This is a genomic window from Streptomyces tamarix (assembly GCF_032423885.1).
GTDB classification, from domain to species: domain Bacteria; phylum Actinomycetota; class Actinomycetes; order Streptomycetales; family Streptomycetaceae; genus Streptomyces; species Streptomyces tamarix.
This window is the reverse complement of the sequence record NZ_JAWCTQ010000037.1, coordinates 63,638-75,746: the sequence shown is the minus strand read 5'-3', so window position 1 is coordinate 75,746 and position 12,109 is coordinate 63,638. Positions and strand designations below refer to the sequence as shown.

10 protein-coding genes and 1 pseudogene are annotated in these 12,109 nt (G+C 72.8%); 3 read left to right on the top strand and 8 right to left on the bottom strand.

The window, feature by feature from the left end:
• Positions 1-77 precede the first annotated feature (77 nt).
• Positions 78-673: pseudogene (locus RND61_RS24650) on the bottom strand (ATP-binding cassette domain-containing protein); the annotation flags it as partial.
• Between the two features lie 132 nt (positions 674-805).
• On the opposite strand from RND61_RS24650, the gene RND61_RS24645 reads away from it, so the two are divergent.
• Complete coding sequence (locus RND61_RS24645; RefSeq protein WP_315880268.1) at positions 806-1,399, top strand: GNAT family N-acetyltransferase; 594 nt, start codon at positions 806-808, stop codon at positions 1,397-1,399.
• Positions 1,400-1,510: 111 nt separating this feature from the next.
• On the opposite strand, the gene RND61_RS24640 is transcribed toward RND61_RS24645, so the two are convergent.
• The 7 genes from RND61_RS24640 to RND61_RS24610 all read right to left on the bottom strand — a co-directional run bounded on the left by RND61_RS24640 (position 1,511) and on the right by RND61_RS24610 (position 9,373).
• Complete coding sequence (locus RND61_RS24640; RefSeq protein WP_391654059.1) at positions 1,511-3,118, bottom strand: type IV secretory system conjugative DNA transfer family protein; 1,608 nt, start codon at positions 3,116-3,118, stop codon at positions 1,511-1,513.
• A gap of 1 nt (position 3,119) precedes the next feature.
• Positions 3,120-4,529: an ATP-binding protein gene (locus RND61_RS24635; RefSeq protein ID WP_315880267.1), complete on the bottom strand. Its 1,410-nt coding sequence runs from the start codon at positions 4,527-4,529 to the stop codon at positions 3,120-3,122.
• Between the two features lie 163 nt (positions 4,530-4,692).
• A complete protein-coding gene (locus RND61_RS24630) occupies positions 4,693-6,249 on the bottom strand; it encodes an SCO6880 family protein (RefSeq protein WP_315880266.1) in 1,557 nt (518 codons plus the stop codon).
• The gene (locus tag RND61_RS24625; RefSeq protein WP_315880265.1) at positions 6,246-7,595 is read right to left on the bottom strand and encodes a hypothetical protein; all 1,350 of its coding nucleotides are present in this window, start codon (positions 7,593-7,595) and stop codon (positions 6,246-6,248) included. The genes RND61_RS24630 and RND61_RS24625 overlap by 4 nt, the downstream gene beginning before the upstream one ends.
• The gene (locus tag RND61_RS24620; RefSeq protein ID WP_315880264.1) at positions 7,585-8,448 is read right to left on the bottom strand and encodes a hypothetical protein; all 864 of its coding nucleotides are present in this window, start codon (positions 8,446-8,448) and stop codon (positions 7,585-7,587) included. The genes RND61_RS24625 and RND61_RS24620 overlap by 11 nt, the downstream gene beginning before the upstream one ends.
• A gap of 132 nt (positions 8,449-8,580) precedes the next feature.
• Complete coding sequence (locus tag RND61_RS24615) at positions 8,581-8,889, bottom strand: hypothetical protein (RefSeq protein ID WP_149179851.1); 309 nt, start codon at positions 8,887-8,889, stop codon at positions 8,581-8,583.
• Positions 8,890-9,250: 361 nt separating this feature from the next.
• Positions 9,251-9,373 (bottom strand): hypothetical protein, encoded by a 123-nt coding sequence (locus tag RND61_RS24610; protein ID WP_315880263.1) that lies wholly within the window; start codon positions 9,371-9,373, stop codon positions 9,251-9,253.
• An 821-nt stretch (positions 9,374-10,194) separates the two neighbouring features.
• On the opposite strand from RND61_RS24610, the gene RND61_RS24605 reads away from it, so the two are divergent.
• Both RND61_RS24605 and RND61_RS24600 read left to right on the top strand, forming a co-directional pair.
• A complete protein-coding gene (locus RND61_RS24605) occupies positions 10,195-11,208 on the top strand; it encodes a C40 family peptidase (RefSeq protein WP_315880262.1) in 1,014 nt (337 codons plus the stop codon).
• A 148-nt stretch (positions 11,209-11,356) separates the two neighbouring features.
• Complete coding sequence (locus tag RND61_RS24600; protein ID WP_315880261.1) at positions 11,357-12,076, top strand: phosphatase PAP2 family protein; 720 nt, start codon at positions 11,357-11,359, stop codon at positions 12,074-12,076.
• The last annotated feature ends 33 nt before the right edge of the window (positions 12,077-12,109 follow it).

Below are 12,109 nucleotides of genomic sequence, written 5' to 3'. Positions count from 1 at the left end.
TGCCGAACAAATTGTGACGGGAAGCCCCGTGCCGGAAGGCACGGGGCTTTTCGCATTCCCGGGCCGGAAGCCCGCCAGATGATCAGGCGGTCGGCGGTGAGGGCCGTCTCGGACATCAGGTGGGAGGAGACGAGGACGGTGCGGCCCTCGGCGGCGAGGGACCTGAGGAGGGTGCGGATCCACAGGACGCCCTCCGGGTCGAGGCCGTTGACCGGCTCGTCGAGGACGAGTGTCGCCGGGTCGCCGAGGAGGGCGGAGGCGATGCCGAGACGCTGGCCCATGCCGAGGCTGAAGCCCTTCACCCGGCGGTCCGCGACGGCCGTCAGGCCGGTCGTCTCCAGGACCTCGGTGACGCGGCGGCGCGGCAGGCCGTGGGTGAGGGCGAGGGAGTGCAGGTGGGCGCGGGCGGTACGGCTCGGGTGGACGGCGCGGGCCTCCAGGAGGGCGCCGACCCGGGTGAGCGGCGCCGGGTGGGAGGCGTAGGAGCGGCCGTTGACGGTGGCGCGCCCGCGGGTCGGCGCGTCCAGGCCGAGGAGCATGCGCAGGGTGGTGGACTTGCCGGCGCCGTTCGGGCCGAGGAAGCCGGTGACGGTGCCGGGGCGGACGGTGAAGGTGAGGTCCTCGACGGCGGTCTCGCGCCGTACGTCTTGGTGAGTTCGTGTGCCTGGATCATGCCGTCGACGCCAAGGAGCGGGGCGCGGCGGGGCGTCCGACCGGGGGTGGGAGCGCGGGCGGGGCCGTCGTACCGGGGTACGACGGGATTATGCGGTTGCTCCGGGGCGGGGGCGGTGGGGAGGATCGGGGGATGACCTATCTGGTGCGTCCCGTGCGGGCCGAGGAGTGGCGCGAGGTGCGGGACCTCCGGCTGGACGCCCTGCGGGACCCGGCTGCGCGGCTCGCCTTCCTGGACACTTACGAGGCCGCCGTGACGCGGTCCGACGCGTACTGGCGGGAGCGGACCGAAGGCGCCGCGGAGGGCAGCGCGACCGGGAGGCAGGTCGTGGCCGTCGCGCCCGACGGGCGGTGGATCGGGTCGGCGACCGCGCTGCTCGAACGGCGCGGCCAGGAGGTGCTGTTCGGCGAGGTGCCGGAGGTGGACCAGACGCACCTCGTCGGCGTGTACCTGCGGCCCGAGGCGCGGGGCGCCGGCGCGGCGGAGGAACTGCTGCGGGCGGCCGTGGACTGGTCGTGGTCGCTGCGGGAGCCGGTGGTGCGACGGGTACGGCTGTACGTGCACGAGCGGAACGCGCGGGCGGCGGCGCTGTACCGGAAGGCGGCGTTCGCGCCGAGCGGGCGGTCCCTGCTGGTGGAGGGGGATCCGGGCGGGGTGGAGCACGAGTACGAGATGTGGCGGCCGGGTGTGCGCGTGGGCGCCGAGGAGGGGTCGCCGGGGCGCTGAGGGGCCGGCTGCCCCGTGCTGGGGGTTCCCTGGGTGGCCTGTGCCGCGGCCGGGCTCGTGGGTGGGCTGGTGGTCCCGGGGCCTGTGTCTCGGTCGGGCTGGTGGGCGGGCTTACGGGGCCGGCGCGGTGAGGGGTTCCTGCCAGCGGGCGCGGGCCTGTTCCCGGGAGCGGAGCAGGACGAGCGCCGGGAGGCCCTGGTCGTGGCCGGTGGCGAGGAGCTCCGGAAGGTGGGGGAGCGGAGCGACGGCGGCCACGTCGTCGAGGACCAGGGTCATTGGTGGGTCGAGCCGACCGTCGGATGACCGTGCGGCCATGCGGCGGCCGTGCTCGACCACGTGCGAGGCGAGGGCGGTGAGGAGGGGCATCGCCCCGGGGTTCGTCCGGGGGTCCTCGATCGGTTCGCCCACCACATAGAGGGTGCCCCCTTCGGCGGCGAATGATGCCAGGGTCAGCGCATCGGTTCGATGCGGGGTGCACGCCTCGCGGATGTGGACCGAGGAAAGGGCGGAGAGGGCGCGGGAGGTCAGCGCCCGTGCGGCGTCGCGGCGTTCGGGGTGGGCGGTGAGCGCCGACTCCAGGAGACCGGCGTGGCTGTTGGTGGCCTTGGGGTGCGTACGGAGGATGCGTACCGGCTCGTGGGCCGTGCCGTGGTGCTGTGCCCAGCGGTGCACCTGCTTGAACGGCCGGCCGTCGACGGCCGCGGCGTGCAGCCAGCAGCGCAGCAGGGTCTCGGCCGTGTCGGCGACGGCGGCGTCCACGCGGGCCCGGGGGCGTACGGGGGCGAGGAGCGCGGCGGCGCGGGCCGCTGCCGTGGCGGTGTCGTCGCAGCCGTCCGCGGGCGACCAGTGGAGGCGCGCCGGGGTGTCGCAGAGGTGGCCCGGGTCGTAGAGGACGACCGGGCCCAGCTTGGCGCGGGCGTCCTTCGTCTCCGCCCACAGCGTGGGATCGGACGTGACGACGAGGACGGGGCCCTCGGCGTCCAGGACGGCCTGGAGGGCGCGGGGGCGGCGGGCGGCGCGGTCGCCGTAGAAGAGGCGCGGAGCCGGGGTGCGGGGCGCCGGGAAGGCGGCGGGGGCGGGCGGGACGGTGGCGCCGCGGGGGACGGGGGCCGGGGCGGCTTCGACCGGGGCCGTACGGGGCTCCGGTACCGGATCGGGCGCGGGCACCGGGGCGGATGCGGGCTCTGGTACGGGCGCGGGCCCTGGGGCGGGCGCCGGTTCTCGTACGGGCGCGGGCGCCGGGGCGGGTGCCGCGGCGGCCGGTTGCGGGGCGGCGGCCGGGGTGGTCGTCGTGGGGGCCACCGGGGCGGTGGCCGGGGTGACCGTGGCAGGGCGGCCGTGCCGGGCGCGGGCCGCCGCCCGTACCGCCCTCCAGCGGGCCACCGTACCCACCACGAACACCGCCAGCACCACGGCCACCATCAGTTCGCCGATCAGCAGCCCCCAGAACACCCCGTACCCGGGTAGCTGATCGGCCGGCGTCAGCGGCCACGCGCCCGCCAGGTCCTGCGGGTCGGTGACCAGGTGGCGCAGGGCCAGCGGGGTGCGGGTGAAGGTGACCCCCGGCGGCCAGGAGCCGTGCGCGAACAGCCCGGCCAGGCCGGTTGCCGTCCACACCGCCAGTGTCATGCCGAGCAGGAACCCCAGCAGTCCCACGAGCAGGCCGTCGGGGACGCCCCGCTCGGCGCCTCCGCCCCGTACGTCCGGTGCGCGGTCCACGTCACGCCACCGTCGACTCGGGCGAGCCGTTCATCTGCCGCTCCATGAGGGCCGCCCGCTGCTCCGCCTCCCACTCGGCGGCCTTGAGGTCCTCCGGCAGTTCGGGCGCGGAGGACTCGGTCATGGCGCGGTCGGTGTAGACGAGGGGCCGTTCCGCCTCGGTGACCAGGTGTTTGACGACCTGGACGTTGCCGTTGACGTCCCAGACGGCGATGCCGGGGGTGAGGGTCGGGATGATCTCCACGGCCCAGCGGGGCAGGCCGAGGACCCGTCCGGTGGCCCGGGCCTCGTCGGCCTTCTGGGCGTAGATGGTCCTGGTGGAGGCCATCTTGAGGATGGCCGCCGCCTCCCGGGCCGCCGCCCCGTCGACCACGTCGCTGAGGTGGTGGACGACGGCGACGAAGGACAGGCCGAGGCGCCGGCCGAACTTCAGCAGCCGCTGGAAGAGCTGGGCGACGAACGGGCTGTTGATGATGTGCCACGCCTCCTCGACGAGGAAGATGCGCTTCTTCCGGTCGGGGCGGATCCAGGTGTGCTCCAGCCACACGCCGACGATCGCCATGAGGATGGGCATGGCGATGGAGTTGCGGTCGATGTGCGACAGGTCGAAGACGGTGAGCGGCGCGTCGAGGTCGATGCCGACGGTCGTCGGCCCGTCGAACATGCCGCGCAGGTCACCGTCGACGAGCCGGTCGAGGACGAGCGCGACGTCGAGGCCCCAGGCGCGTACGTCGTCCGTGTCGACGTTCATCGCCGCCGCCGACTCGGGCTCCGGGTGGCGGAGTTGCTCGACGATGTCGGTGAGGACGGGCTGGCGGTCGGTGATCGTCTCGTTGACGTACGCGTGGGCGACCTTCAGGGCGAAGCCGGACCGCTCGTCGAGGCTGTGGCCCATCGCGACCTCGATGATGGTGCGCAGCAGCGCGAGCTGGCCGGTGGTGGTGATGGCCGGGTCGAGCGGGTTGAGGCGGATGCCGTCGTCGAGGGCGGCCATCGGGTCGAGGCGGATGGGCGTTATCCCCAGCTGCTCCGCGATGAGGTTCCACTCGCCGACGCCGTCCTCGCCCTGCGCGTCGAGGACCACGACCTGGCGGTCGCGGAAGCGGAGCTGGCGCAGGACGTACGTCTTCTCCAGCGCCGACTTGCCGTTGCCGGACTCGCCGAGGACCAGCCAGTGCGGGGCGGGGAGCTGCTGCCCGTAGAGCTGGAACGGGTCGTAGATGTAGCCCTTGCCGCTGTAGACCTCCCGGCCGATGATCACGCCGGAGTCGCCCAGGCCGGGCGCCGCGGTCGGCAGGTAGACGGCCTGGGCCTGGCCGGTGGAGGTGCGGACGGGCAGGCGGGTGGTCTCCACCTTCCCGAAGAGGAAGGAGGTGAAGGCTTCGGTGAGGACGGACAGCGGATCGCGCATCATCAGGCCCCTATCGTCCTATCGTCTCGTCCTGGTCGCCCGTACGGGCCGTGCGGGCCGTGCGGGCCGTGCGGGCCGTGCGGCCGCCGCGGCTCCTGCGGCCCGTACGGTGTCGGTGTCTGCGGCCCGTACGGCGTCCGCGTCCGTGCCGCCGGCCGTCGGTTCACCGGCGGATGCCGGTCGCGAAGGGGAGCGTGTTCACGAACGCGCGGTGGTGTTCGCGGTCGCACCACTCCAGCTTCAGGTACGACTTGCCGGCGGACGCCCTGATCGTCCGCTTGTCCCGGGCGAGGGCCTCGGGCGAGCGGGACGACACGGTGATGTACCCGACGAGGTTGACACCGGCCGCGCCGCTGGCGAGGTCTTCACCCCGCTGGTCGAGCCTGCCGTGGGCGGCGATGTCACGGGGGTCGACGGTGCGGTTCATCTTGGCGGCGCGGCTCGCCTCGGCCTCGTCGTTCGTCTTCTCGGTCAGCATCCGCTCGATGGCGACCTCGGTCGGTTCGAGGTCCATGGTGACGGCGACCGTGCGGATCACGTCGGGGGTGTGGACGAGCAGCGGCGCCAGGAAGTTGACGCCGACGGGGGTCATCGGCCACTCCTTGACCCAGGCCGTGGCGTGGCACCAGGGGGCGCGGGTCGTGGACTCGCGGGTCTTCGCCTGGAGGTACGTCGGTTCGACGGCGTCGAGCTCGGCCGGCCAGGCGTTGCGCTTCGACATGGCCTGGATGTGATCGATGGGGTGGTCCGGGTCGTACATGGAGTGCACGAGCGACGCGAGGCGGGACTGGCCCAGCGGCTGGCGGACGCGGATGTCGGCCTCGGCGAGGCGGGCGCAGATGTCGGTCAGTTCGCGGGCCATGACGACGGCGAGCCCGGCGTCCTTGTCGAGCCTCTGCCGCCTGCCGCCGGCGTGGCGGGTGGCGCGGGCGATGGCGTGGGCCTCGGCGGCCAGTTCGCGCGTGTAGTGCATGCAGGCGACGAGGTACGCGCGGTGCTGCTCGCTGGAGGTCGACACCATGGAGAGCAGCTGGTCGTACGAGTCGAGGAGCCAGCGCGGGGCGTGGGGGTCGCCGCGCTGGGCGACGTCCTTGGCGTGGGCGTCGGGGTCGGCGGGGAGGGTGCGGGCGAGCATCTGGATGCGGGTGACGAAGCCGTCCCCGTTGGCGACGTGCTTGAGGAGCGTACCGAAACGGTCCACCAGGGCTTCCTGGTCCTCGCTGTCGCGCAGGCCGACTCCGGGGCCCTCGATCTCGATGGCGGCGGTGACGGTGCGGCGGTCGGCGTGGAGGAGCACGGCGATCTCGTCGGGGCCGAAGGGGGCGGAGAGCCAGTTGATGCGGCCGATGCCGGGCGGGGGGCCGATCTCGACCTCGCGGCCGTCGAGGCGGGTGCCGGCCTCCATGGCGGCGGAGCGGTACGTGGTGCCCTTGCGGAGGACCCGCTTGTAGCTGCGGTTCACCTCGTACCAGCGGTAGAAGGTCCGGCCGCGGTAGGGGACGTACACGGCGGCGAGGGCGAGCATCGGGAACCCGGCGAGCAGCACGATGCGCAGCGAGAGGACCGGGACGAGGAGGCCGCACATCATGCCGACGAACGCGCCGGCGATGATCAGGGCGATCTCGCCGGTCTCGCGGTTCTTGCCGATGATCGCGTTCGGCCGGGCGCGGCCGATGAGGTACGTGCGGCGGGGCGTGATCGGATGGGACTGGGTCGTCACCGCCCTCCACCTCCTGAGCTGTTGTTGCTGTTGTTACCGGTGTTGCTGGTGCCGCGGCTGGTGTGCGGGCTGTTGGTGGTCGCCGAGGGGCTGGGCGCGCTGCGCGGCGGGGGCGTGCCCGTGGGCGTACCGCCGCCCCGGCCGCTGTGGGCGGCGACACCGCCGGAGACGGCGTGGGACCCGGCCGGGGCGCCGGCGCTCTGCTGTTGGTGGCTGCGGGAGCTGTGGGTCTTGATGCCCTGGGAGACCAGTGCGGCGGGGGAGGAGATGACGGCGGCGGCCTGCGCGCCGTCGGTGGCCTGCTTCCGGTTGGTGCGGGCGGTGGCGATCTCGTCGCCGAAGCCGGGCACGAAGCGGTAGATGGCGGCGGACGCGAAGATCGCCAGCAGGATGATCGCGAGGCCGGAGACGACGGCGGAGAACGCGTCGGGGCCGTCACCGGAGGAGAGCGCCCCGGCGAGGCCGAGGACGATCACGATGACGGGCTTCACCAGAATGATCGCGATCATGATGCCGGCCCAGCGGCGGACGTGGCCCCACATGTTCTTGTCGACGAGCCCCGCGTACACGACGGTCCCGAGGAGCGCGCCCACGTAGAGCAGGGCGGCGCGGATCACGAGCTCCAGCCACAGGATGCCCGCGGCGAGGATCGACACGAGCGCGACGACGATCAGCATGATCGGCCCGCCGCCGATGTCGTCGCCCTTCTTGAGGGCGGCGGAGAACGACCCGAAGAACTCGTCGGTCTGGCCGCCCGTACCGGAGGCGATGACCTCGGTGACGCCGTCGGTCGCGGAGACGACGGTGTGCAGGATCAGCGGCGTGAACGCGGAGGCGAGCACGGTCAGCCAGAGGAACCCGACGGCCTCGGAGAGCGCGGTGCCCAGCGGCACGCCCCGGATGGCCCGCTTGGCGACGGCGAGCAGCCAGAGGACGAGGGTGAGGATGGTGGAGGCGGCGAAGACGACGGCGTACTGCTTGAGGAACTGCGGGTTCGTGAAGTCGACGGCGGCGGTGCTGTCGACGGCGGCGCTCAGCTTGTCGACGGTCCACGCGGCGGCGTCGGCGCAGCCGCGGGCGAGGGAGGAGAGCGGGTCCACGGCGTCGCCGGGTTCGAGGGGGTTGACGGAGCGGGAGGTGCTCCCGCCGTCCTCGCTCTCGCAGAAGTCGCGGGAGGGGCCGTGGATGAGGTCGCAGGGGTCGTTGCTCCGGCCGGGGGAGGGGGTGGGTGACGGGGTGGGCGTGGGTGCCGCCACGGCGTGCCCGGCCAACAGGACCACGGACGTCTGAACGGACACCAGCAGTGTGCCGAGGGCAGCGGCGCGGCGCCGGGCGTCAGCGGGCATAGGTGAATCCTCCGAACCCGATCACAGCGTCAGCGATTTCTTCTGCGCTGGAGGCACGGGTGTCACCGCCTACCGGGGCCGGCCCCTCCTTCTGCGAGTGGGACACTGCCTTCCAGTCGTTGTTCACCCACTCCAGCTCCATTGTGATGGTGAACCAGCCATTCGTGACCGGCTTGGTGGAACCCTCCCCGGCCAGGCCGAAGAGACCAGCGCACCAGACTTCGACCGTGGCCCGGCCACCGTTGAGACTCATGATCTTCGTACCGATGGGGGCCGTGCGGGAGACGAACGTGAACCCTTCGGGCGCGGTGCCGTCGGACTTGAGACCGACGTTCTGGTAGAAGGACGGCGAATACGCCTTGTCGAGGGTGCTCTGGAAGTGCTTCAGACGCGACGGGGTGATGATGGCGGTCAGGATCTCGTCGCGCTTCACCCTGTCGAACATCTCGGCGGAGCCGAGCGCCACCGCGTAGTTCGCCGCCGCGCTCTGTGCTCCCTGCTCGTCCCGGGCGAAGCCGGCCGGGATCGTGCCGTTCCTGCCGGTGACGGGTTTCGTGCCGGTCGCCGCCGTGGGCGCGGCGGCCCCCTCGCGGGGGCCCTTCGCGGTGTCCTCGCCGTCGCCGCCGCCGGAGCGGTTCGCGAAGGCGATCGCGGCGATCAGCAGGACGACCACGCCGACGACCGTCACCAGCGACCGCGAGGCGCGCGGCGGGCGCCGCGCCGGGCCGCCGAAGCCGTCGCCGAAGTCGTCGGCGGGCTCGTTCCCGGGGAGGCGGGTGCGGGTCCGCCCCGTGCCGCTCCGGCCGCCCCTGCCCCGGCCGCTCCCGCCCTCGTACTCGTCGCCGAAGCTCATGACGGGTACGCCTCCTCGAACGACGACTGCTGCCGTGCTGCTGTCCGCGACACGTGCGCGGTGGGGTGAGTGGACATCAGGAGACGCATCCTCTGCGGGCGCCGGAGCCGAAGGCGGGGCGGGCGGGGCGGGTTAGACGGCCATCCCGTACACGATGGTGAACAGCGTGCCGAGCGATCCGATGATGAAGACGCCGGTCAGGCCGGCCACGATCAGGCCCTTGCCCTGCTCGGCGCTGAACGTGTCCCGCAGCGCGGTCGCGCCGATGCGCTGTTTGGCCGCCCCCCAGATGGCGATGCCGAGGCACAGCAGGATGGCTACGGCCATCACGATCTCGATCATTACGCGGGCCTGGTTGCCCAGGCTTCCGAAGGGTCCCCAGTTCGGGGCGATTCCGCCAATGATGGTGGTGATGTCGCCCTTTTCGGCCGCCAGGTACATGTAACTCACCGCCCCTGTTCGGTAATCTGACACCCCGCCGGATGGCATGGGTCGTCAACTATCTTCGCTGATGGAACCGCCGGCGTACGACGTCTTGGCGGGTCTCTTTACCCGATCCCCGCACGTTTGACCGAGCCGACCCCTCTGACCTGCGTCGGTGGGGGATCGGGCTCGTACGGATACATGTGTGGTCACTCTGTGTATCACGGAGCGTGACTGCGGGCAATGACCGTCGTTGTCCCTTGGGTGGGAGTTTGTCCGTGAACGGCGACGCCGCCGGCGGAATGCTTCCGGCGGCGGCGGTTGCGCGGTGCGCGGCGCGCGTGGGTGGGCGCGGGCTGATCGCCCGTCAGGGTCGGGGCTACCCGGTCTGGCTGAGGAGGAAGTAGCCCAGGACCACGATGGCGACGGCGGTCAGTGCGATGACGGCGATCGCGGCGGCCGTTCCCCCGGAGTCTCCGAGACGGCTCACCTTGTTCCCCATGGTGCTCTCCTGTGGTGCTGGCCCCGGCCTGGTCGTCGGCCGGGATGTGGCACAGCCGTTTGCGGCTGCACGCCCAGAGTAGCGCAGTGGTCCAGACCACTTGGCGGGGGTCGGTCGGAGGTCGGACGGGGGTGGAGGGGGGCCGGGTGGAGGGGTTCGGGGCGGGATGGGACCGGGGTGGCGCGATGGTCGCTCTCCCTGTGCGGCCTCATCTGACGAAGTGGAAGCGCCGGTCGTCACCGCAGGTCAGCGCGGGGTAACGCGGATTTGTCCCTCGGGGCCGCGCGGCAGGAAGGGGTGAGCCGAACGGGGCGCCGGGGTCGCCGGCCGTGCTGCTCACGGTCGCCGTGACGGCGGTGGCGGCGGCACTGGACGGGGTGGACGTTCCGGGTGGCGCCGGGCCCCTCCTGTTGGCCCGATGTTCATGTGCGTACACCGGAACCGCCCGGGCGGACGGCCCGGGCGGCAGTCGCCGGCCCGCGGGGCGGCCGGCCGCGGTCACCCGCGGGCCCCCGCAGACCACTCGGCCGCGGTCGCCCCTCCGCGGCCCCCGTGGGCGCTCCCGTACAGCCGGGTGTCGACCCGACCCGGTCTGACCGATCGCGCTGGTCGGCAGGCCCCCGCGCAGCCGGGTGTCGGGGTGGCGGGGAGGCCGCCGAGGAGTTCACCGGCAAGCTACCTCCCCCGCCCAGTCGGATGTCGGACCGTCACATCTGCTGATTTTCGGCTGTGGTGGGCCTCCGCACCTGCTCGGGTGGGCGTCCGGCGCCTAAACTGGCGGAGGCGCGGATGAGGCCCTACTGCCGACGGGGGTTTTGACGGTGCGTAAGACGTGGCTGGTGGGCGGGGTCGTCTTCGGGGTCTGCCTGAGTTTCGTCGCGCTCCTCGTCGTCGGCACCTACATCGTCGCCGCCCAGCTCGTCGGCGGGGGCGGCGTGCGGGGGGTCGTCGGGCTGGCCAAGGGGGCCGTCCCGGCCGCGTACCAGCCGCTCGTGCAGCGGTGGGGGAACCTCTGCCCGGCCGTCAACCCGGCCTTGCTCGCCGCGCAGTTGTACCAGGAGAGCGGCTGGAACCCCCGTGCGCAGAGCCCCGCCCAGGCGCAGGGCATCGCGCAGTTCATCCCCGGCACCTGGGCCGCGCACGGCGTCGACGGCGACAAGGACGGCGACCGGGACGTGTGGGACCCGAACGACGCCATCCCGTCGGCCGCCTCCTATGACTGCTCGCTCGCCACGTACGTGAAGGACGTGCCCGGCGATCCGACCGACAACATGCTGGCCGCCTACAACGCCGGGGCGTACGCCGTCATCAAGTACGGGGGCGTCCCCCCGTACAAGGAGACGCAGAACTACGTCCGGATCATCCGCTCCCTGGAGAAGAGCTTCGCCCGGCCCGTCGGTCCCGTCGAACCGTCGCGGCAGGCGGCCGGGGCGATCTACTTCGCGCAGAAGCAGCTCGGCAAGCCCTACCTGTGGGGCGGCGAGGGCACGCCCGAGCACGGCGGCCGGTTCGACTGCTCCGGGCTCACCCAGGCCGCGTACAGGACCGTGGGCATCGACCTGCCGCGCGTCGCCAACGACCAGTACAACGCCGGGCCCCACCCCTCCCGGGACGAGCTGCTCCCCGGGGACCTCGTGTTCTTCTCCGACGACCTGACGGACTCCCGGGCCATCCGGCACGTCGGCATGTACGTCGGCGGCGGGTACATGATCAACGCGCCCTACACCGGCGCCGTCATCCGCTTCGACAAGATCGACACGCCGGACTACTTCGGCGCCACCCGCGTGACCCGGGACGGGGCGGAAGCCCTGCCGCAGCACGGGACTGACGCCTGATCGGGCAGACCCGGCCGCAGCGCGGGGATCTCTCTTCGGTAACGTCGTGTGAGCGTTCCGTGGAGGGTGGAACGTACCCTCCGCGCGGGTCGTTCCCCCGACTGACCACACCCACCGCACCGCAGTACAAGGCAAGGGGCCGCAGCGCATGGCCGGACTCGCATCGGACGGCACGAACCCCGATGTCAGCCTGCTCTACGACATCAACGGGCTGGCGAAGGCCGCCCCGGGCTGGTTCGACCGCGTCATGGGGTTCGTCGGCGAGTACGGGATCATGCTCGGTCTCGTCCTCGTCGCCCTCTGGTGCTGGTGGAGCGTCCGGCGGCGCGGCGCGCCGCCGGACTCCGTCGCCGCGGCCGCCGCGATCGTCTGGGCGCCGCTCGCCGCCGCGGTCGCCGTGCTGGTCAACGTCCCGATCCGCGGCTTCGTCGAACGGCCCCGGCCGTTCTACGACCACGACGGGCTGGAGGTCCTCGTGGAGGGCAAGACGGACTTCTCGTTCGTCAGCGACCACTCCACCATGGCCATGGCCATCGCCGTCGGCCTGTTCATCGCCAACAAGCGCTTCGGCCTCGCCGCCATCGCCCTCGCCCTCGCGGAGGGCTTCTGCCGCGTCTACATGGGTGTCCACTACCCGACCGACGTCGTCGGCGGCTTCGCCCTCGGCACCGCCGTCGCCCTGCTCCTCGCCCCCGTCGCCCTGGCGCTGCTGACGCCGCTCGCCTCCGCCGTCGCCCGCTCCCCTCGCGCGGGGTGGCTCGTACGGTCCCGGAAGGCGACCCAGGGCGGTGCGCGGCACGAGACGGTCGAGTTGACGGACCCGCGCCGGGAGCCGGACGGCGGCGCGGAGCGCGACCTCGCCGCCTAGCCGTTCCGGCCTCCTGGCCGTTCCGGCCTCCTG